This is a genomic window from Ramlibacter albus (genome assembly GCF_014297445.1).
Lineage (GTDB): Bacteria > Pseudomonadota > Gammaproteobacteria > Burkholderiales > Burkholderiaceae_C > Ramlibacter > Ramlibacter albus.
Map to the genome: position 1 here is coordinate 459,329 of NZ_JACORU010000003.1, position 20,957 is coordinate 480,285.

Sequence of the window (20,957 nt, forward strand, 5' to 3'; positions counted from 1 at the left end):
GCCCGTCAATCCGGCTGCACGCCGGCCGCGGCCAGCACGCGCCGGTAATTCTCCAGCTGCTCCTTCACGAGCGAGCCGAGCTCCGCGGGCTTCGACGGGTTGAGCAGGAAGCCGTGCTTCTCCATCGTGGCGAGCACCTCGGGCAGGCCCATCACCGCGGCGAACTCGCGGTTCAGGCGTTCCACCACATCGCGCGGCATCTTCGCCGGGCCGAACAGCCCTGCCCACGACGTGAGCGCGAATTGCGGGTAGCCGGCCTCGGGGATGGTCGGCGCATCCGGCAGCACGGGGCTGCGGCGCGGCAGCGTGGTGGCCAGCACGCGCAGCTTGCCCTCGCGCACCATCGGCGCGGTAGTGGTGGCCGATGCGGCCATGGCGAGCACTCGGCCGGCCACGAGGTCCGGCATCGCTTGCGGCTCGCCCTTGTACGGCACGTGGACCATCTGCGCACCTGCCGCCGTGGCGAGCCATGCCATCGTCACGATGCCGGTCGTGTTGCCGCTGGCATAGGTCACCTTGCCCGGGTTCGCCTTTGCGTAATCCAGCAGCTCCTTCAGCGTGTTGGCCGGCACGGAAGGGTGCACGACCACGAAGAAGGTGAAGCGGCCGATGTCGGTGATGGGCGTGAAGTCCGCCACCGGGTCGTAGGGTGGCGACTTGCGCAGGGACGGCACCGCGGACATCGGGCTGTTGGTGGCGAGCAGGATCGTGTAGCCGTCGGGCGCCGCCTTGCTCACGTCCACGCTTCCGATGGCTCCGTCCGCCCCGGCCTTGTTCTCCACGACGACCGGCTGCCCGAGCGCCTGCCCCACGTGGATGGCGAGCGTGCGGGCGACCGTGTCGGTGGCGGTGCCGGCTTGCAGCGGCACGACAAGGCGGATGGGTTTGGCTGGGTACGGCTGCGCCGCGGCAAACGCGGACAGCAGGCACAGGGCGAGTGCAACGAGCCTTGGAGCCATGGTCGTTCTCCTTCCGCGGGCACGGGTTGCCACTATGGCTTGAGCTTCACACCGTGGCAACCCCGAACATCCGGGGCATGTCACGCACCACCCACAACCAACTCAGGCGCCTCGTCCTCGCCCTGCTCTCGGCGGCAGCCGCGTCCGTCTTCTTCGGCGTGGTGGCGCACCACGTCTGGAACGGCGACTTCCAGCCGCTGGCGGCTTTCTGCCTGCCGATCGTCGTGCCGTTCTTCGGCTTCACGTCGCTGCTGTTCATGCGCGGCCGCTCGCTGGGCAAGAGCCGCGAGTCGTTGCGCACGCTCTTCGCCGCCGAGCGGTCGATGCAGGGGACGGTGTTCTACCTGTTCGGCATCGTGGTCGGGGCGAGCCTGTACGGCCTGATGCAATACATGGACCTCGCCTCGCGCGGCTGGCTGCTGATGTTCCTGGTGCCTTACGCGCTGATGCAGCGCGGGCTGCTGCTGTTCATCAGCGCGGTGTGGATCATCGCGCCGCAGCTGGTCCACCCCGTGAGCCCCTTCACCGTGTGGCGGCGGGTGGCGCGGGAGGTGTGATGAGACCCAGGGGCGGCGCGGCGCCGCCCCGGTCAGCCGTCGTACTTGAACGACAGCGACACGCGGGCGCGGTACGCGACCACCTTGCCGCCATCCACCTTCATGTCCAGCTTGGTGATCTCGGCGATGCGCAGGTCGCGCAGCGTCTTGGCCGCCGTCTTGACCGCGTTGCTGGCGGCGTCTTCCCAGCTGGTCTTGCTGGTGCCGACCACTTCCACGATCTTGTAGACGCCTTCGTCAGCGTCCTTGACTGGTTTTTTCGCCATCTGATCCTCTCCGTCGGTGGTTGAAGGGATGAAGCGCATGCTACAACGCTGCTTCAACGTTGTCAGCCGCCATGGACTACCAACTCCTGCTCGAAGACATCGTCGACACGCTGCGCCCCGAGCTGGGAAAGGCCGGTCAAGTAGCCTCCTACATCCCGGCGCTGGCGCGTGTGCCGGCCGCTCAGTTCGGCATCGCGCTGCGCACGTGCGACGGGCAGGAGGCGCACGCGGGCGACAGCACCACGCCGTTTTCCATCCAGAGCATCAGCAAGCTCTTCGCGCTCACGCTGGGCATGCAGGCAATGGGCGAGAAGCTGTGGGAGCGCATCGGGCGCGAGCCTTCGGGCAACCCATTCAACTCGCTCGTGCAGCTGGAATCGGAGCAAGGGATCCCGCGCAACCCCTTCATCAACGCGGGGGCCATTGCCGTCACCGACAGGCTGGTGAGCCTGTTCGATGCGAAGGCGCACATGCTGGGCCTGCTCACCAGCCTGTGCGGCGAGCCGATCGCTTTCGACGACGAAGTGGCGGCGTCGGAGGCGGCAACGGGCTTTCGCAACATCGCGCTGGCCAACTTCATGAAAAGCTTCGGCCGCATCGACAACGACGTGGGCCCGGTGCTGGACGCGTACTTCCACCACTGCTCGATCCGCATGAGCTGCCTGCAACTGGCGCGCGCCGCGGGCTACCTGTGCCGCGACGGCCAGCACCCGTACTCGGGCGAGCAAGTGCTGACCGAGAAGCAGGCGCGGCGCGTCAACGCGTTGATGCTCACGTGCGGCACGTACGACGCGGCGGGCGAGTTCGCCTTCCGCATCGGCCTGCCGTGCAAGAGCGGCGTGGGTGGCGGCATCGTGGCCGTGGTGCCGGACAAGCTGACGCTGTGCGTGTGGTCGCCGGCGCTGGAACACAGCGGCAATTCGCTGCTGGGGATGAAGGCGCTGGAGATGTTCGCGGGGCGCACGGGGGTGTCGGTCTTCTGACGCCGATGGTGACCGGCTGGCGGCCGGCTACTCGATCAGCCTCGTCGCCCGCATCAGCACCGTTTGCGGCACCTTCAGCTTGAGCGCCTGCGCCACGCGCATGTTGACGACGAGGTCGAAGCTGGTGGGCTGCTGCACGGGAAGGTCCGCGGGCTTGGCGCCCGCGAGTATCTTCTGCACGTAGACGACCGCCATGCGCGCCAGCGCGGCCTGCGCGGTGTACGTGACCACCGCGCCCGACTCCGAGAAATTGCCGTCGACGCTCACGATCGGGATCGCATGCGTGGACGCGAACTGGGCGAAGCGCGCGCGATACGCGACGTGGCTGCTGTCCAGGCCGGTGATGAGGGCGTCCGGCCGATTCTTCAACAGCGCCGCGAGTGCCGCGTCGATCTGCTCGGGCGCACTGATCTCCACCATGTCCGCGGCGATGCCCGCGCTGCGAGCCAGTTGCGCGAAGGTGCGGAAGATGGGCCCGTTCGAGGTATTGAGCGGGTTGACCAGCACCGCGATGCGCTTCGTGCCGGGGATGATCTCGCGCGCCAGTTCGAGCAGCTTGCCGATGTAGTCGTCGGACATGCTCGCCGTGCCCGTGATGTTGCCGCCCGGCTGCGCATAGCTCGCAACGAGCCGGTTGCCGACCGGGTCGTTCAGGCCCGTCATCACGATGGGGATGGTGCTGGTTGCCTGCTGCGCGGCCCGCGCCGACGCGATCGTGGTCACCAGGATCAACGCCGGCTTGCGGGCAGCTGCCGATTGCGCCAGTGCCGGGAAACGCTCGTAGTGGCCGTCGGCCCAGGTGTAGTCGAGGACGTAGTCCTTGCCGTCGGCGAGGCCGACGCCCTGGAGCAGCGACCGGAAGGCGGCGGCGACCCGGGCGCCCTCCTTTTCGGAGCCGGTGTAGAGGAGCTCGATGCGCGCGGGGCCGGCCTGCGCGATGCAGGCAAGCGGATGCAGCGCAAGCAAGAGTGCGCCACAAGCTGCACCACGCCTCGTGCACAGCGACCTGTCCATGTTGCCCCCGAGCTTACCCGGGCCGGCGAAACGGGCAATGTGCGGTTTCGCACCCGGCTACGCAGCCGCGGCGGCGAAGGCAGCCACCACGTCTTCGGTCACCACCATCTCGTGCGCATACGGCCCCGCATTGAGGAACGTGGCGTCCATCTCCTCCTTCAGGAAAGCCGCCGTCGCGTCCTTCACCATCGTGAGGTGGTAGCCCAGCTCCACCGCATACCGCGCCGTCGCTTCATAGCAGGCGTTGGTGCGCATGCCGCACAGCACGATGTGGCTCACGCCATGCAGCTTGAGCAGCGTGTCGAGGTCGGTGTTGGCGAAGCCGCTGTGCGTCCAGTGCTCCTTGCACACCATGTCGCCGGGCTTCGGCACGAAGTCCGGGTGCCACTCGCCGCCCCACGTGCCCGCCGCGAAGAAGCGGTGCTCCGCCGTCTTGCGGTGCGTGAAGTTGGTGAAGCGCCAGCCCTCGTAGTCGCCCTCGCGCCAGCGGCGGTGCGGCACGAACCCCACGCGCACGCCCGCCGCCCGCGCGGCCGACTGCAGGCGGCGCAGGTTGGGCAGCAGGTTGACCCGCGCCGCGTTGTCCTTGAGGTACGGCCACATCTTGCCGCCTTCGGAGATGAAATCGTTCAGGGGGTCGACGAAGAGCACGGCCGTCGACGCGAGCGGGTAGGAAAGGGCTTTGGCTTGCATGCGGACCAGTCTAGGAAGCGAAGCGCGTTTGCGCCGCGCCGGCGGCGGACAGGACAGCATCGATTTCGGACATATTGCGGCGCCCAGTGCAAGGCGGGCCGGCCGCTGGCAAAGTACGGGGCATGGACACACCGCACCGAGTTGTGGTCGTCGCGACGCCGGGCGTCGTGGCTTTCGACTTGATGGTGCCCGTGCAGGTGTTCCGGCGCGTCACGCGCAGTCGCTACCAGGTCACCATTGCGGGCCTGGAGGCCGGGCAGGTGTACGAAGGCCACGGCATGGAGGTGCGCGCCGCGCGCGGGCTGGACGCGCTGGACGAGGCCGACACCGTGATGCTGCCCGGCCTGGACGACGTGGGCGCACCAGCGCCGCCGCAGTTGATCGACGCGGTGCTGCGCGCCCACGCGCGTGGCGCTAGGCTCGCATCCATCTGCACCGGCGCGTTCTACCTCGCGCAGACGGGCTTGCTGAACCACCGCACTGCCACCACGCACTGGGCGCTGGCGGCGGAATTCTCCGCGCGCTTCCCGAAAGTGAAGGTGGACCCGAACGCGCTGTACGTAGACCACGGCGACGTGGTGACGTCCGCCGGTGCGACGGCCGGTATCGACATGTGCCTGCACATCGTGCGGCACGACTTCGGCGAGCGCGTGGCCAACTCGGTCGCGAAGTTGCTCGTGGCCAGCCCGCATCGCAACGGCGCACAAGCGCAGGTGATCGCGCGGCCGATGCCGCCTACGCGCACGCGGCACCTGGGGCCGGTGTGCACATGGGCCATCGAGCACCTGGACGAGCCGCTGACCGTGACTGCGCTGGCCGAACGTGCCGGCCTGACAACCCGCTCCCTCTCGCGCCGCTTCCAGGACGAGATGGGCATGAGCCCGCTGCAGTGGTTGAACGAGCAGCGCGTGCGCAAGGCGCAGGCGCTGCTGGAGGCCAGTGCGTTGTCGGTCGAGCAGGTGGCGCAGCAGTGCGGTTTCGGCGGCGTGTTGCCGTGCCGGCGGCACTTCAGGAAGCTGGTGGGCGTGAGCCCGCAGCAGTATCGCAGGGACTTCGTGGCGCGAGAGGCGAGAAGCTGAAATCTCAAGGCGAATACCGGAACTGCACCCTCACCGGCAGCTTCTCCGCCCGCCCCTGCTCCTTCATCCACTTGCGCGCGAACTCCTGCACGGTTTGCGCGGCATGGGGCTGCACGGCGCGCAGGTAAGCGTCCTGCCCCGCTCGGCGATCGAGTTCGGGGCCGAGTTGGCGCATGAGCGAGCGCTCGTTGCTGGCCTGCGTGGGGCTGAGCCAGCCGCGCTGCGACTCGACCTCGAGCTTGCCCGTGTCGAATGCGACCGGGCTGGCCGGCTGCAAGGCGGGCACCGTCAACTCGTAGTGATCGCCATTGAGCTGCAGCTCCCACGTCTCGGCGAGCGGGACGCGGTAGACGTAGTGCACGGGAACGCGCACGCGCGAGATGGTGGGCTGCAGAATGGACGAGCAGTCGATCAGCGGGCATTCGTACCGCGCCTGCCAACCGAACTCCTCCACCTTCTTGAGCGTTGCCACTTCGAGCATGCCGCCGGGCGTGCGCAGGATGATGACCTTCGCGGGGTCGAGCAGCTCGACGCGCTGCTGGCCGGGTTTCGCCGCCTTGTACGCAACCAGCGTGATGGCGCCGAGCAAGGCGACGGCCACGAGGGTGACGACGAAGCGGGCAATGGCGTTCACTCGATCACCCGCGTAGCCCGCACCAGCAACGTCTGCGGCACCTTCACGCCCAGCGCCTGCGCCACCTTCATGTTCACGGCCAGCGTGAAGCTGGTGGGCTGCTGCACGGGCAGGTCCTGCGGCCGCGCGCCGGCGAGGATCTTGCGGACATACACCGATGCCATCTTGGCCAACGCATATTCCGCGGTGTACGTGACCAGCGCACCCGAGGTGCTGAAGTTGCCGTCGACGCTGACGATGGGCACGCCCTGCGCCGCCGAGAACGCGGCGAAGTGCGCGCGAGCGGCGGTGAGGCTGCTGTCCAGCCCCGTGATCATCGCGTCGGGGCGGCGACGGGCGAGCTGCGCCAATGCAGGCTCGATCTGCTCGGGCGCGCTGATCTCGACGGCCTGCGCGGCAATGCCGTCCCTGCGGGCCAGGCGCTCGAACGTGCGGAAGATCGGGCGATTGGAAGGGTTCAGCGGGTTCAGCAGGACGGCGATGCGCTTCGTGCCGGGCAGCGCTTCACGCGTGAGCTCGAGCAGCTTGCCGACGTAGTCTTCCGTCATGCTGGCCGTGCCCGTGATGTTGCCGCCCGGTTGCGCAAAGCTCGCCACGAGGCCGCTGCCCACGGGGTCGTTGATGCCGAACATCACGATGGGGATGGTGCTGGTGGCGTGCTTCGCGGCGAGTGCGGCGGCCGCCGTGGTGACCAGGATGGCCGCAGGCTTTGCGGCAACGGCAGCGCGCGCGAGCCCGGGAAAGCGTTTGTAGTCGCCACCGGCCCAGAAGAACTCCAGCACGAAGTCCTTGCCCTGGACCATGCCGGAGGTTTCCAGCACGCGCTTGAAACTGCGGGCAGTGCCCGCGTCGTCGTGCTCGGAGGCGGTCGCCAGCACGGCGAGCACGGCGGGTGCGGCCTGCGCGGCGGCATCGCCGGCGCGTGCCAGGACAAGTGCAACGCCCGATGCGAGAACGGCGCGGCGCGCGCCTGCGGCAGGGGGGTTCTGCATCTTTCAAGCGTAGCCGCAACGCTGCCGACGCGTAGCGATTGGTTGCAAATGGTTTCGGCTAGTCATTGCTTGAAAGAAGATCACACATCAGGATCGAATTCGATGTGCGTTGTTGCGGCGCGAGCGGGAGGCGGGGACGAATGAAAATCAAGACAAGCTTCGTGATCTTCAAGGGCAAGACGGGCCTTGACGGCGACCCGGAAGCGCGCGGCTCCAAGATCCAGGAGATCGACCAGGCATTCGTGACGTACGAAGCGCAGTGGAACGGCGCCAGCGACGCCGGCAAGATCCAGCTGACGGCGAACCTGTTCGTCGCGTGCAAGAACTGGCTGAAGAAGAAGGAGCGCAAGAGCCTCTACAAGGAGCGCTTCCTTCAGCCCACCATCCTGAACACGAACCTGCACGACCGCAAGAAGGCGATCCTGGCGGTGGCCGAGGAGTGCCTCGACGCGCTCGCGGTGATGGACCCACAGCTGTGGACGAGGACGGAGTTCGACCGGCACAAGGTGCGCAGCCTCGAGGGCGGCGAGCGCCTGAGGCATGCCAAGACCCTGTCACCCGGCTACAACCTCGAGCGCGACAGCTGGCTGAAGTCGGGCAAGACCCGGGCGATTGCCGGCAGCGGGCTCAGCAGCGACGTCAAGGAGCTCAAGAAGAAGAACAAGACCAAGCTGCACGACCTCGACCTGAAGGACTACATCAAGCTCGACAAGCTGGTGAACGGCGGCGCGGTGCAGTACCTGAAGAAGGCGCAGCGCCTGGACAAGATGATGGTGCTCAACGACGACTGCCTTCTGTGCCACGCCACCTCCCCCGACGTGCCGGCCTCGACCACGCAAAAGCCCTTTCCCGCGCGCGAGCGCATGCCCAACGACTGGCTGGGGGTTTCAGGGTTCGACCGCGAGCACTGGATGTACGCGATGGACTCGTACGGCAACCTCTTCATCTCGAAGGGCGAGGTCGAGGACGGCTTCGCGTTCTTCAACCATTCCTCGTTCAATTCGGGACGCGAGGTGACGTCGGCCGGGATGATGACCATCATCGCCGGCAAGCTGCGCTGGATCGAGAACAACAGCGGCCACTACAAGCCCACGCCGGACAAGGTGCACCAGGCGATCAAGTTGCTGGCGCTGGACGGGCACGACCTCAGCGAGGCGCTCGTGGGCATCGGCGTGTACAACAACCTCGGGCACCTGAGCGGCATCGAGTGCTACGAGGCGCGCTCCTACCTGGACCTCACCCACGCCGGGGCCAAGCCCTTCCTGGTCTTGTAGAAGGAGCAGGCGCCGTCAGTCCAGGTTCACGACGTGCGGCATTCCGTCGGGCTTGGTGATCATCGCCGTCAGCGCGGTGGCCAGCTCCTGCAGGCGTTGATGGGTGGTGGGGACGACGCAATCGAGCTTCGCCTGGACGACCTCGACTTCGGTGTCGACAGGGTGCGCGAGCAACACACTCAGGCCCACCATGTCGGGCGCGCTGAAGACGCGTTCCGATATCTGGATGTGCACTTGCGTGAACGCACCGGCGTTGCCCGCGCGATAGCCGGACGCGAAGACGGCGGGCTCGTGCACCGAGAACGGAAACACCGCGAAGCGCTTAGCTGCTGCCCTGATCGAATCCGGATCGACAAAACAGCTCGCGCGGCCCGTGAACCCGCCTGCCGCCAGGGACACTTCCAACTTTGTCCTGGACTCGTCCAGCGCGAGCATTGAAAGCGTGAGGGTGTTTGGCGTGCTGGGCATGGGTCCGTCCCGGTTGTTGTTGGAGCCGGAGCGGAATCTACGATGAAAGAAGTGCCTGGAGGTCGGTCGCGGCACCAGACTGAAGTCTAGGGGGCGTCCCTCCCCGCGCGCGCATCAACTACGAATTCATTAGCCGCTTCCAATCAGCTCCCGCCGAAAACGTTCACAGCTTGCCCAGGTACAAGTCGGTCTTGAGCTGCGACATTTCTCGGTGTTACCGCACTGGCTCTGAACTGGCTCGCATAGACCAGCAAGTCAAGCTCGCCGGCGTCCAGCAGAATGCCGCCTCCCTTCGCAACGAACGCGGCGCGCTCCACTTCCGACACTTCATAGATCGTCCCGAAGTGCGAGCGCAGTTCGGGTTCCGAAATGTTGTCGCTTTCCTCGCGGTTTTGAGCGCCTGTCTGGGTCTCGGTGATCACCGTCTCCACGGTATGCAAGGTGAAGTACTCGGCCAATGGCCTCAGTACGCCCGTGCGCCGTGCTTCGATGATGACATTGGTGTCGATGAGGACGATGGACTGGTGCTGAAACACGGGGCGCAATCAAAGCTCATACGGACACGCAACTTCGTTGGCCTTGAATATCGATGCGAGACGATCAACCGAAACGCCTGTCAGCGCAGCAGCGCGTCGAACGGAAATTTCGCCCTTGTCGATGGCCCACGACAGCACGCCCAGGAAGCGTCGGCCAAAGAGGGGGGGCTTGGAGTCCCCCGGCCCGGACCGCTCCCTCTCGAGACTCACTCGCTCGCCGGCGGCTTTTGACACGTGGCCCAGGTTGACGAGGCGCCAAAGCATTGCCTGCGGGCTGACAGACATGTACCGTGCCGCGGCTGCGATCCATGCAGCGAGCTCGGCCTCCTTTGGAAGCGGATGGTGCTCGACGATCTGTTGGATCGTTGCCGCAGGCATCAACAAGCCAGCGGCGAAGTTGTCAGCCAATTGCTCGATCCGCTTGTACTTGTAGTCCCCTCTGCCCGCTTCATCGATGTGGTGCGGAGGCATTGAATGCCAGGTCAGAAGGTGGAAGAACTCGTGCGCGAGGTCGAACGCACGGCGCCCGGGGGGCTCATTGCGATTGACAAGAATGGTGTTGAGCGCACCGACACGACAGGCAGCCCCCGATACGCCGGGAATGGCATCGACGTAAAGAACCACGGTGTCGAGAAGGTTCTCGAGCGCCTGCGAAAGAGTCTGAGCGGGAATCTCGCCGAGATTCATCAACTTCGCGATGCTTTCACCCTGACTCTGCGCATCTTCGAATGTGCTGCGATGGTCAAGGTCGATCTGGCGCACTCCTGAGTTGACGGGGTCGCCCTTCTTTTGGCTTAGATAGCGAAACGCAGCAATCCAGCGGCCGGCCTGTTCTTCATAGGCATCGAGCTCGTGGCGCGGCACGTTTTTCTGGCGCCAACTGAACACCCCTTCGCCTACCAATTGCAGCGGGTCCGCAATCGCAAAAACCGTCGTGCCGAGTGCCTTCGCGGCCCTGGCAAGTTCCTCAGGACTCACCTCGCGGGCGCCGTTCTCAATGTCTGAAAGCGCTTGCCGATCGGGCAACTCCATGGCCGCAGCCAGCGCGTCCTGCGAAAGGCCGCGCTTCTCTCGGAGCAACCTCAGCCGTTGCCGTTGCAAGTTGTGCATGGGCACCTATTAATCCCGCAAATGTGAGATTTGCGGGATTATTATAGCTCCAGGCTACCCGGGTGTGAGGCATGCCGTAGAGGACGCCAGCTTCTTGCACGTGGCGCGGGGCGCAGGCTCACCGGCCATGAGTGCACGAACGGTGGCGGCGATGTCGGATGCGTCGCTCCTGGATGTGGAGATCCCGATCCAGTAGTCGACCAGCTTGCCGTCGGCCAGGATCGCGAGCTGGGGTGAGCCGGTGACGCCGTTCGCTGCTTGTGCGAGCACCGGCTGCAGGTGGCGAATCTGCGGGGGAAAGGCGTCGGCGGCGGGGACGGTGGCGCGTATCGGCTTGATGACGTGCGTGAACCGCATCTGGGCGAACTCGGGGAGCTTCTTGAGCTTGGGGAGTTCGGTGGCGCGCCAGTACATGCACGGCGGGCAGTCGTTGTCGCCGAAGTAGACGAAGTCGATCTGGGGTGGGTCGGCGCGAGCGAGGGTGGTGAGGAAAGGGAGCAGGAGGGCTGCTGTACGCAGCCAGCTGGTGAGGCCTCGGAAGACGGCTGTGTAAGTCGACCTGACTCCTCCCCAATTGCGCGCATGAACCGCCTGTTCATTAGTGACTGCCAATCCGCGATCTCCGAAACTGCATTGTTCAGTGAAGCTGCTGATGACCAAGGCACCTCGCGCGTAGTGCCTGCCTTTCACCGCAGGCTCGCTGCGATCGACGCGCCCAAACTAAGCTCTCACCTGGGACAAACTGTCTTCACTGGCAAACCATCCTTGTAAGCGTAGTACTCCACGCAGTCCTTGCCTGCCTTCGCCACGTCGCGTTTTCCAATGTCGCTCGCCTTGAAGAAATCCGCGATCGATGTGGTGCCGCGCTGCTGCCAATCCATCTCTTGCCACGAATAGCCTTGCATAGCGCTGGCACCGATGCGGACGACGAGATACATCACCGCCAGTACGGCCAGTGCCGCGGGGATCGTGAGTACGCGCTTTATCTTGCCCATGGTGCACTCGTTCCTGTGCTGGGTTTTGACTGAGGGTATTCCTTTATACCCTTGACCAGCCCCATTTCAATCAGCTTGTTACCCAAAGATGCCGGCAACGTCTGATTACCGGTATTAACTCCCAAAGCGCTCAGGCAGCGTTGCACTGGGCTCCCGCAATTGTTGGACGCCACGTTGTAGTCTCCTTGCGGCCTCGAGAGGCACTGCTGCAACGCAGCTTCTTGCTGTGGCGTCAGGGGCAGTTCTAGCTCCGTGCCCGATCGAAAGTCATTTTTTGAGGTGTATTCCGACGTCGGCATCTTCGTCATTCCTCCGGGGCCAAACGAGAACGTTGTCCCATTGATGTCGACGGATACGTGACCGAAGGAGGACTCACCCCAACCAACCGGCTGCCAAATTGTCACGCCAGTTCTCAACCCGAAGGGATCAATGAAGCTGAGGGGATTCCCACCTACGTAGGTGATCCTGTTCCAGCCTGCATGGAGACCCAGGGGATCCGGCTGCATAAAGCGACCGCAGCCCGGGCAGTAGGTGCGCTGGTCGTTGTAGAAGAGCCCCGTCTCGGCGTCGTAGTACTGCCCGTCGAAACGCTTGTTGAGCTCGACAGCCGGCGGAGTCGCCTTCAGCGCGGCGGAGGACGCGCTGAGGATCCCCGTCGGCTTGTTGTTGCCGAACGCGCTATACGTCCATTGCCACACAGGGTTCTTGGAGGGGTCGGTCACCACACGAGGTGTGCCGATTTGGTCAGTGTGGATCGCGTACAGCACACCGCCGCGGTACATGCCAACGAGGACAGGGCGCCCGCCCTCAACCGGCAAGTAGATGTACTCCACAGCCCCCCTCGCAGTCGAAGTGCCGTTGTCGTACTCACCGATCAAGTTTCGCGCATCGTTATAGACATAGGCCGTCCCCAACAGCGAACGCGAACCACCCTTGCCGAACAACCAACTGAAATTCGTCTTCAACCACGACACGAAGTCCCGGCTCAGCGTCTTCTCGCTCGGCGCGAGCTGCTCCACCTGCGGCTCGCTCTTGAAGACGCGTTGCCCCAACGCATTGGTCAGGTAGATGACGCTGGCAGCCTCACCGCCGCGAATGATCTCCGCCTTCGACATGCGCCCGGTGGCGTCGTACACGAAGGTGCGCAGGCCATCCGTCGTCTGCGCGCCGTTCTCGTCGGGCGCGAAGCTCGCCGACGCCGTGACGGTGCTGGTCGATGTACCACTGACGGTGGTGGTCTGCTGCGTGACGCCCAGCAGCCGGTTGCTCGAAGCTTCGACACGAAGACTCTGCGCCACAGTCTGCGAGGCGGCATCCGTGGTGAACTGGCCTTCAAGATCCACAGCCCCCGAAGCCGTCTCGCGGGACGCAAGCCTGTTCCCGTTCGCGTCGTACTCGAACGTGCTGCCCGCACCTGCGCGAGTGAAACTGGTCAGGCGCCCCCTGCTGTCGTAGGCAGCCGACCACGTGACCGCAGTTCGCATCGGCGCAGCCCTGCCCGCCTGCGACCACAAGTGCTGCGTCACGCCGGTGATCTGGCCCAAGGCGTTGTACGAGTACGAGGCAAACTCGTTGCCGATGATGCGCCCGTCCGCATCAAAGCTGCGGCTGGCGTTGTCCCCATTGCTCCACAGCCACTGCTTCGGCTGCCCCAGTGCGGTGTAGCCGATGTTGGAGACGAACGGCACCGGGCCGGAACGGCCCGCTGCCACGTTGATCTGCGTGACGCGGCCAAGCGTGCGGACATACTGCACCTTCATGCCGCTTGGGAAAGTGATCGTTGCGAGCTCGCCGTTGGCGTACTCGTAAGCAACGCGGTACTTGCTGGGGCTGGCGGTGTTGTCCGCAACAGCCTGCTCCATCACGAGCGTGCGGCCCTGCAGGTCGCGCGTGTACGTGGTGGAGCCGGACGGGTCCTGGTGCGCCGCCAACTTGCCGAGCGAGTCGTAGCTCAAGCTCGTGGTCGTCCCGTCGTGCCAACGCACCAGCACAGGCCGCCCCAACGCATCCCGTTCGTAGCGCGTGACCTGGTGCTTCGCGTCTTCACTGGTGACCACGTCACCGGCTGCATCGCGCGTGTACTTCAGGGCGCCGATGTCCGGGCTGCTTTCCGAAAGCACTTCGAGGAAGGCGTTGTACGTGAACCCCGTACCAACGCCCTTCGGGTCGACGACGCCGGCCAGTTGCCCCAATTTGCCCCACGTCTGCGAAGTGGTGCTGCCGTCGGCGAGCGTTGTGCCCGCCGGCCGCCGCAGCGCGTCGAGCGCATGTTGCGTGCGTTGGTTGAGCGGGTCGACGACCGCGGCCAGTTCGCCATTGGCGTCGTGCTCGAAGCGCGTGGCGTGGCCGGCCGCGCCCTGCACTGCGGTTAGTTGGCCGAGGCTGTTGAACGCGCGGTACGTGGCTGCGGCGATGTTGCCACCCGCGTCGCGCACCTCGTGCCGTACCGGGTTGCCGGCCGCATCCACGCCGATGACGACAGAGGCGCCCCGGTTGTCCGCGGCGCCCACCAACTGCTGCGCGGCGTTGTACGCGTAGTTGACCGAGTAGCCGGTGGGCAGCGTGACACTGGCGAGCAGGCCTGCAGGTGTGTACGAATAGGAAGTCGCCTCGCCTTGCCGGGTTTCACGCAGCAGGCGGCCGCGCAGGTCATACGCGTAGTCCGTGCGCAAACCGTTGGGGCGCGTTTCGCTCAGCACGCGCCCTGCGGCATCGTGCGTGTATGTGGTGGTTTCCCCTTTCGGGTTGGTGATGCTGGCCCTGTTGCCCAAGCTGTCGTACCCGATGCGCCAGGTGCGCCCCTTCGGGTCCACCGCCGTTTCAACCAGCCCTGCATTGCCGTACGTCCACCGCCACGTGCGCGACTCGCCCGTCGCGGTGTCGACGACCGTGCGCTCCAGAAGGCTGCCCGCGCTGTCGTAGATGAAGGACGAGGTGCGCCCCTCCTCTGTGATGCCGACGGGCACGCTCAGCGTGGGGTGCCACTGGATGGCCGTGGTGCGCTCGCCCGGCTGCCCCGCCGCGCGGACGATGGCCACCGGCAGGCCGCGTGCGTCGTACTGGTAGCGCGTGGATACGCCCGCGAAGTCCTTGTGCTCGATGGTGCTGCCACGCGCGTCGAAGGCCTTGGCCGCGGCGTCGCCGCTGCAGCCTGCGCACGGCGCCGAGCCGCCCGCGAACAGCAACTTGCCGCCGATGCTTTGCCGCTGCAGCAAGCGCTGCGCGCCGAGTGGGTTGGTCACCTGCACGAGCAAGCCCGAAGGGTCGTACGAGATGGCGTGGGCCATTGCGCCGCCGGCATGCTCGCTCTTCACTGCTCGCGAGCGATCGTCGTATGCCCAAGTGGCAAGCCGCGTGCCAGTTTCGTCGACGAGGCCAGTCAGCGCGTACTTGTACCGGCTGTCCTCGTAGACGTACTGCCGGCTCGTGCTATCGGCATAGCTGGCCTTGGCCAGGAAGCCGTTGCCGTTGTACTCGTAGCGCACGGGCTGCGCGTCCGGCGGCGTGATGGCGGCTATGCGCGACTGCGCGTCGTACGCGAACTGCAGCTGCCGCCCGAAATCGTCCACCACGGCTTTCAACTGGCCGGCCGCGTATTGCATGCGCAGGCGCCGGTTGCCGCGGCTGGCCAGCTCCAGCGGCAGGCCGTCGCTGGTGTACAGCTCCACTGTGTCGTCGCCCGTGACGAGCTTCCACGCTGCGCCCGCAGGTGAGGCAACGCTGAACAAGCGTTCGGTGACGGTGGCGTTGGACTGCCATTCGCCGCTGCCGGTGCCCGTGAACACCAGCGTCTTGCCGTCCGGGCGCACCACGACGGCTGTGCCGCTGGCGGGGTACGACCACACGCGCATGGAGTAGCTGTGCGTCCAAGCCTTGAGCCCCGAGTTGTAGTGGCGCGCGAACACGAAGCTGCGGTCCGCGTAGTCCAGCTCCTGCTGGTACTTGTTGCCGGTGGCGATGTTGATGGGGTTGCCAACTGCATTGGCGGGGCACATCGAGGACTGCTCGATGCCGAAGTCGCCGGGTGTGGAGCCCTCGCCCGAGTCAGCGATGCCACGCGGGTCCGCCGCCACCGGTGGCGGCTTGGGGTCGCCCAGGTTTTGCAGCGGTGTGTTGACCGGAGGCGGTGTGGTGATAGGTGTGGAGCCCGGGCACGCGAAAAACCCGTTGGCGCCGGCCGCGCAGCCTTCGGGGGGAAAGGGCGCGGGCGGCGGTGGTGGGGGCGGCGGTGGAGCCGGCGGGTTCACGCCCCAGAACCAGCACACCGGCGTCGACTTGCCGTTGACCATGCCGCCCTGGCCGCCGGTGGGGCAGGCGTAGTACTGGTACACGTAGCCCTGGGTCCACGAGCCGAGGCGGGTGTGGACCATGATGTTGTTGCTGGCGTCCAGCCCGACGAAGTAGCAGGTGGTGGACGGCTCGCCGCTGTAGACGCACCAGTCCTTGACGCCGGCTTGCGCCGCGGCCACGGCGGAGTCGTAGCCAATGTGGTGTTCGTCGCTGCCGTGGAAGGTGCTCTCCCAGTACTGCACGGCGTCGATCCAGTAGTCGGCCCAGGCGGCTGCAGGCAGCAGGCACGCGGCGGCGAAGAGGTGTTGCAGGCGCGCGCGAGTCACCAAGCGCCCCTTGAGATGAAACGCGATGGGGTGCCCGCCGGCACCGGGGCGCCGGTCGACGCAATGAGGAGGACCCAATTGAATGGTTTCACTTGAAGCTTCTTCGTGTTGTTAATGGTGTTGGGGGAAGTACCGCGAACGTTTGGCGCTCAAGCGCCGGAACCGAGCGCGTTCTGGTCCACGCTGAGCACGCGCGGGTCCTTGCGCAGGCGCTCGGCGTCCGCTGCATCGATGCTCAGCACCGCGCCATTGATCGCCTCGAGGATGTAGACGACATCGCCGCGAATACCGAGTTCGACGGCGAGAGCTGCCTTGCTCTGCCCCGTGCTGGGCTCGCCGAACGGGACGCCGTTGTCGAAGCCGCGTGGCCTGCCTTCAACAGGAGGCCAGATGGGAGACTTGTACGACCCGCTCGAAGGCTTGAACGTGACGATGTAGGAGTTTTCGATGTACGTCGGACTTGCGGCGGCCGTTGGTGGCGGGGGTGGTTGGTCGACTTTCAGGAACCAAACAGGAAGTGGTGAGCGCGGAATGGCTGCTACAACCGCGGGCCTCGCAGAAGATGCCCCGCACGCAAATCGGCGCGATGCCACGCCAGGCGAAACGCCCTCCGTGTATTCCACCCGGACTGCGGCTTCCTCTTGGACGACCCGCTTGACCTCGGCGATGGTGCAACCAACGGATTTTTCGCCACCGAAGATACCGACAACCATAAGCGACTGGAAGTCGATGGTTGGAACGGGTTTGCCGTCGCTGCCCTTGTATTCGGCCCACAATGCGCGCCACTCGGCATCGGTCCTCGATGTGGTGAAGTCCGGTTTGCGGATATTCCCAATTGAGCCGTAGGCCGAGCTGTCCACGATCGAGAAGTCCAAAGGCCTCGGTGCGGCCAAGCCATCCCCGCCTCCGCCACAGGAGCTGAGATTCAGGAGCAGCAGCGCTGCTGCCGCACAGCGATGTGCTCGCATGTTCTTCCTCGGGGGCGGCTCAACTACCAAACGCCTCTCGAAATGAACCTCGAAGGCGACCCACCCGGCAGCGGCCCGCCATTCGGCTCCACGACCGTGTTCATCGTCCCCGTCCCCTTGAGCAGGTTGAAGATGGACCCGGAGTTCGGCATGGTGTTGCAGTAGGTCCCCAACACCTGGCAGCCTGCAGCGAAGATGCCCGCCATGTACGGTGCGGCGAACGATGTTCCAGACCGCAAGACCGGCGTGCCATCGAAATTCATGACGGCGACATTGGTGCCGGGGCTGAACGTCGAAATGGTGGTGCCGTAGCGCGAGAACCAAGCCCTCGCGTCCTTGCCGCTCGGCAACAGCGAGCTGTCTGTGGCGCCGACCACGAAGGCCTCTGCCATCCGTGTAGGCGTGTAGTAGGCGGCGTTGCAACCGTCGTTCATCGCTGAGACGACGACGATGATGCCGGCGTTGTATGCCTTGCGAATCGAGTTCTCCACGGCATCGTCCGTGTAGGCGCCGCAGACGATGTTCTTGTTCGCGTCGCGTGCGTAGAGCCCAGAGCTGAGGTTGACCACGGTCCCTCGGGGTGCGTAGGCAGTTAGCCAGTCGATGGCCTTGACCCACTGCGGTGTGTCCGATGCGGTGCCGCAGCCCGTCATGATCTTGACTGCGCGCACGATCGCGCCCTTCGCGATGCCGTAAGTGCTGCCCGCCGCCGCGCTGGCCACCTGCGTGCCATGGCCGTTGCAGTCCCTGCCGTCGCCGCCGGTCAAGTCCGCGAACATCATGGCGCGACCGCCGAACTCGGCCGCGACTCGCGCGTTGGACAGGTCCAGCCCACTATCCAGCACGAAGATGAGGCGCCCCGCCCCGTCGGCGTTGTATGCGTACTGCCCGTTCAAGGGAGCGGTCGGCTGGTCCAGCCGGTCGAGCGCCCAACCGGGGTTTGCCTGCAATGCCTGACCGTGGGTCACCTTGGCCTGGTCCACTTGCTGCACGCGCGGGTCCCTGCGGAGCCGCTCTGCTTCCTTCGCATCGACCAGGACGTGCGCCGCGTTGATCGTCGGGAAGATGGATGCGACGTGCCCGCGAATGCCCAGGGCTGCCGCGAGTGCCACCTTGCTCTGCCCGGTGCCGTGCTCGCCAAACGGCACGTTGTCGAAGCCGCGTGCGGCGTCGCTTGCCTGTCGCGGCAGTATCACGGTGTGCCCGATTTCGGAAGGAGGCTTGAACGTGACGATGTAGGAGCCCTCGACGAGCTCCGCTCCGGCCGGCGCCGCGGCGTGCGTGGTACCGATGCCAAGTGCCAGCGCGCCGGCGAGAAGGCAATGCATCCAGTTGAACAGCTTCATGAGATCCTCCAGTTGTTGGTGGTTTTCGAGGGGGACTACCGAGGCGTAAAGGCGCGGCGCAGCCCTTTGCCGGGTGCGCAGCGTCGGGGCAGGCCGCGAGCGGCCTGTGGGTTACTGCGGGACCTTCGTGAAAGAGACGGGAAGGTCCGAGTGAGGGACTTCGGCGACGACGGCCGGGGCGGTGAATGCACCTCCACACGCAGTTTGAGCGGGAGGCGCAACGAGTGCGTATTCGACCCGGATGCTGCTTTCTTCGCGGATGACCCGCCGGATGGCAGCGGCGTCGCAACCCACAGGCCGCTCGCCCGTGAACACGCCAACGACCATGCGCGAATGGAAGTCCACCGCCGGTGCGGGTTTGGCGTACGCGCCCTTGTACTCGGACCAGAGCGACTTCCACTCCACGTCGCTCTTCGCCATGGCGAACCGCGCGGCGCGGATGTTGCCGTTGTCGGAGCTATCCAGAACGGAAAACTCGAGGGGCCTGGGCGTGGCCGGTTCTTCGGCACCACCGCCACATGCGGCCAGGGTGCCAAGCAGCAGGGTTGCCGCTGCGTAACGTGTCGTCAGCATTTCGCTCCTCCGTGGCGGCGGAGACTAACGGCTGCTCGTCCATGGCGGCAATTGGACCGGCGGATAGTTGCGCCGGAACGCGAGCTCTGGTATCTGGCGCCGGCATCGAGGCGCCGTACCATTGCGGCATGTCCTCCTCATCCCTGCAAGAACTCACCGCGAAGGTCGTGGCCTTCCGCGACGCGCGCGACTGGAAGCAGTTCCACAACCCGAAGGACTGCGCGTTGTCGCTGGTGCTGGAGGCGACGGAGTTGCTGGAGATCTTCCAGTGGAAGAATGGGGTGGAGGTGGAGGCGGTTGCCAGTGAGCGCAAGAAGGAGATTGCGGATGAACTGGCGGATGTGGTCTATTGGGCGCTGCTGATCGCGCATGACCAAGGCATCGACCTCGCTAAAGCGATGCGCGACAAGATGGCCGAGAACGAACAGCGCTATCCGGCCGACAAGGCAAGAGGCACAAGCAAGAAGTACACGGAGCTCTAGCGCCTCATCTACCTGGAGGAGAAGGGTGCTACCCCTCCCCTTCGCGATTGGCTCCTCGACTCGTGCGAGATATCATCACCGCACGAGGGGCAGTATGCAGCTGTACGCGGGTAGTTCCACCGACTTCGTTTCCCAGACAACGCGCAACGCGATCGCCGGAAGGCTGCAGCAGGCGTTCGTCGACGCCTTTCACTTCAAGCCTTCGCCCCACGAAGTCCAGTCTTGGCAGAACTCGCTGTTCCGGATGGCTTCGGTTCTCGAGAAGGGTGCGTTCGAAGACCACGGGATCCTCCTTGAGTACCAACTCCCGCTTTCGAGCAAGCGGCTCGATTGCATGATCACGGGCCATGACACGGCGGGCAAGGCGAACTCGGTTGTCGTCGAACTGAAGCAGTGGAGCGAAGTCGAGGAGTCGAATGCGGACGGTTGCGTGACGACATGGGTGGCCGGCAGGAAGCGTGACGTCCTCCATCCGTCTCAACAGGTGGGCCAGTACGAGCAATACCTGCGCGACATGCATTCCGTGTTTTCGAGCGGAGACGTCGACATCAGCTCGTGCGCCTACTTGCACAACATCTCGTTCAGTGACAGCAACGAGATTTACTCGCCTCGCCACGCCGGATTGCTGAAGAAGTATCCCGCTTATGCCGGCGACCAATCCAGTGACCTGATTGACTACTTGGCCAGCCGCCTGCGTGGCGGCGAGGGCGAGCGAGTACTCGACCAGGTTCTCGTGAGCAGGTTCGCGCCCAGCAAGAAGTTACTTGAGCACACTGCCGCGGTCATCCAGGACCAGAAGTCCTATGTGCTGTTGGACGAGCAGCAAGTGGTTCTTGCCAAGGTATTGGCCGAAGCGCGCGAGGGCGCCAAAGCCTCCAAGTTGAAGAAGACGGTCGTTCTCGTGCACGGGGGGCCCGGCACCGGGAAGTCGGTGATTGCTTTGCATCTCCTCGGCCGCCTTTCTGCAATGGGCCTAAACACCATGCATCTCACCGGCTCAAAGACGTTCACGGAGAACATGCGGCGGGTGGTGGGGACACGTGCTGGCACGCAGTTCGGGTACTTCAACGTCAACAAGAAGGGCTCGCTGCCCCCCAATCACTTCGATGTGCTCGTGCTCGACGAGGCACACCGGCTGCGAGAGACGAGTAAGGATCGATTCATGAAGGCCGCTGATTGGTCAGGTCTGCCGCAGATTGACGAGCTTGTGTACTCGGCACGGGTCTCGGTGTTTTTCATCGACGATCGCCAGGTCGTGCGGCCCGGGGAAGTTGGGAGCTCGGACCTAGGGCAACGCTGAAAAAGGTCCACCACGAGCACGGCTGATGCGTTGATCGGAGCATGAAGCAACAGACCCTCGCCATGGCCGCCGACAAGGGCTTCGAGCAGTTCCGCCGCCCGACCAAGCGCGA

21 protein-coding genes are annotated in these 20,957 nt (G+C 65.2%); 6 read left to right on the top strand and 15 right to left on the bottom strand.

Going from position 1 to position 20,957, the window contains the following annotated elements; all coding sequences use genetic code 11:
* Positions 1–5: 5 nt before the first annotated feature.
* Positions 6–959, bottom strand: coding sequence for a Bug family tripartite tricarboxylate transporter substrate binding protein (locus H8R02_RS11630; RefSeq protein WP_187081555.1), 954 nt, complete (start codon positions 957–959; stop codon positions 6–8).
* A 77-nt stretch (positions 960–1,036) separates the two neighbouring features.
* Between H8R02_RS11630 and H8R02_RS11635 the strand changes: the two genes are divergently transcribed.
* Positions 1,037–1,516 carry a hypothetical protein gene (locus H8R02_RS11635; protein WP_187081556.1) on the top strand — a complete coding sequence of 160 codons (480 nt, stop codon included), beginning with the start codon at positions 1,037–1,039 and terminating at the stop codon, positions 1,514–1,516.
* A gap of 32 nt (positions 1,517–1,548) precedes the next feature.
* Here the strand turns inward: H8R02_RS11635 and H8R02_RS11640 are convergent, their stop codons facing one another.
* Complete coding sequence (locus H8R02_RS11640) at positions 1,549–1,782, bottom strand: dodecin family protein (protein ID WP_187081557.1); 234 nt, start codon at positions 1,780–1,782, stop codon at positions 1,549–1,551.
* Positions 1,783–1,853: 71 nt separating this feature from the next.
* Between H8R02_RS11640 and H8R02_RS11645 the strand changes: the two genes are divergently transcribed.
* The gene (locus H8R02_RS11645) at positions 1,854–2,765 is read left to right on the top strand and encodes a glutaminase (protein WP_187081558.1); all 912 of its coding nucleotides are present in this window, start codon (positions 1,854–1,856) and stop codon (positions 2,763–2,765) included.
* A gap of 27 nt (positions 2,766–2,792) precedes the next feature.
* Here H8R02_RS11645 and H8R02_RS11650 read toward each other — a convergent pair whose 3' ends face one another.
* Together H8R02_RS11650 and H8R02_RS11655 are read right to left on the bottom strand one after the other, a co-directional pair.
* Entirely contained in the window at positions 2,793–3,731 is a 939-nt protein-coding gene (locus H8R02_RS11650) for an ABC transporter substrate-binding protein (protein WP_187081559.1), read from the bottom strand.
* A 105-nt stretch (positions 3,732–3,836) separates the two neighbouring features.
* A complete protein-coding gene (locus tag H8R02_RS11655) occupies positions 3,837–4,472 on the bottom strand; it encodes a cysteine hydrolase family protein (protein WP_187081560.1) in 636 nt (211 codons plus the stop codon).
* Positions 4,473–4,594: 122 nt separating this feature from the next.
* On the opposite strand from H8R02_RS11655, the gene H8R02_RS11660 reads away from it, so the two are divergent.
* Complete coding sequence (locus H8R02_RS11660; RefSeq protein ID WP_187081561.1) at positions 4,595–5,551, top strand: GlxA family transcriptional regulator; 957 nt, start codon at positions 4,595–4,597, stop codon at positions 5,549–5,551.
* A 4-nt stretch (positions 5,552–5,555) separates the two neighbouring features.
* Here H8R02_RS11660 and H8R02_RS11665 read toward each other — a convergent pair whose 3' ends face one another.
* Both H8R02_RS11665 and H8R02_RS11670 read right to left on the bottom strand, forming a co-directional pair.
* Positions 5,556–6,185 (bottom strand): hypothetical protein, encoded by a 630-nt coding sequence (locus tag H8R02_RS11665; RefSeq protein ID WP_187081562.1) that lies wholly within the window; start codon positions 6,183–6,185, stop codon positions 5,556–5,558.
* Positions 6,182–7,177 (bottom strand): ABC transporter substrate-binding protein, encoded by a 996-nt coding sequence (locus tag H8R02_RS11670; protein ID WP_187081563.1) that lies wholly within the window; start codon positions 7,175–7,177, stop codon positions 6,182–6,184. The genes H8R02_RS11665 and H8R02_RS11670 overlap by 4 nt, the downstream gene beginning before the upstream one ends.
* 140 nt (positions 7,178–7,317) lie before the next feature.
* Here H8R02_RS11670 and H8R02_RS11675 point away from each other — a divergent pair, with 140 nt between their 5' ends.
* Positions 7,318–8,451 (top strand): IQM protein middle domain-containing protein, encoded by a 1,134-nt coding sequence (locus H8R02_RS11675; protein WP_187081564.1) that lies wholly within the window; start codon positions 7,318–7,320, stop codon positions 8,449–8,451.
* Positions 8,452–8,466: 15 nt separating this feature from the next.
* Here the strand turns inward: H8R02_RS11675 and H8R02_RS11680 are convergent, their stop codons facing one another.
* From H8R02_RS11680 to H8R02_RS11720, 9 genes are all read right to left on the bottom strand, one after another.
* Entirely contained in the window at positions 8,467–8,886 is a 420-nt protein-coding gene (locus H8R02_RS11680; RefSeq protein WP_187081565.1) for a hypothetical protein, read from the bottom strand.
* Between the two features lie 176 nt (positions 8,887–9,062).
* Entirely contained in the window at positions 9,063–9,455 is a 393-nt protein-coding gene (locus tag H8R02_RS11685; RefSeq protein WP_187081566.1) for a PX domain-containing protein, read from the bottom strand.
* Between the two features lie 9 nt (positions 9,456–9,464).
* Positions 9,465–10,565 (bottom strand): ImmA/IrrE family metallo-endopeptidase, encoded by a 1,101-nt coding sequence (locus tag H8R02_RS11690; RefSeq protein WP_187081567.1) that lies wholly within the window; start codon positions 10,563–10,565, stop codon positions 9,465–9,467.
* Between the two features lie 54 nt (positions 10,566–10,619).
* A complete protein-coding gene (locus H8R02_RS11695) occupies positions 10,620–10,979 on the bottom strand; it encodes a hypothetical protein (RefSeq protein ID WP_187081568.1) in 360 nt (119 codons plus the stop codon).
* A 314-nt stretch (positions 10,980–11,293) separates the two neighbouring features.
* Positions 11,294–11,560 carry a hypothetical protein gene (locus H8R02_RS11700; RefSeq protein WP_187081613.1) on the bottom strand — a complete coding sequence of 89 codons (267 nt, stop codon included), beginning with the start codon at positions 11,558–11,560 and terminating at the stop codon, positions 11,294–11,296.
* The gene (locus H8R02_RS11705) at positions 11,548–16,176 is read right to left on the bottom strand and encodes an RHS repeat-associated core domain-containing protein (RefSeq protein ID WP_187081569.1); all 4,629 of its coding nucleotides are present in this window, start codon (positions 16,174–16,176) and stop codon (positions 11,548–11,550) included. The genes H8R02_RS11700 and H8R02_RS11705 overlap by 13 nt, the downstream gene beginning before the upstream one ends.
* A 149-nt stretch (positions 16,177–16,325) precedes the next feature.
* Complete coding sequence (locus H8R02_RS11710) at positions 16,326–17,051, bottom strand: hypothetical protein (RefSeq protein WP_187081570.1); 726 nt, start codon at positions 17,049–17,051, stop codon at positions 16,326–16,328.
* A 116-nt stretch (positions 17,052–17,167) separates the two neighbouring features.
* The gene (locus tag H8R02_RS11715) at positions 17,168–18,490 is read right to left on the bottom strand and encodes a S8 family serine peptidase (RefSeq protein WP_187081571.1); all 1,323 of its coding nucleotides are present in this window, start codon (positions 18,488–18,490) and stop codon (positions 17,168–17,170) included.
* Between the two features lie 111 nt (positions 18,491–18,601).
* Positions 18,602–19,063, bottom strand: coding sequence for a hypothetical protein (locus H8R02_RS11720; RefSeq protein ID WP_187081572.1), 462 nt, complete (start codon positions 19,061–19,063; stop codon positions 18,602–18,604).
* Positions 19,064–19,191: 128 nt separating this feature from the next.
* Between H8R02_RS11720 and H8R02_RS11725 the strand changes: the two genes are divergently transcribed.
* Positions 19,192–19,545 carry a nucleotide pyrophosphohydrolase gene (locus H8R02_RS11725; RefSeq protein ID WP_187081573.1) on the top strand — a complete coding sequence of 118 codons (354 nt, stop codon included), beginning with the start codon at positions 19,192–19,194 and terminating at the stop codon, positions 19,543–19,545.
* Positions 19,546–19,639: 94 nt separating this feature from the next.
* Positions 19,640–20,845: a DNA/RNA helicase domain-containing protein gene (locus tag H8R02_RS11730; RefSeq protein WP_187081574.1), complete on the top strand. Its 1,206-nt coding sequence runs from the start codon at positions 19,640–19,642 to the stop codon at positions 20,843–20,845.
* Positions 20,846–20,957 lie beyond the last annotated feature (112 nt).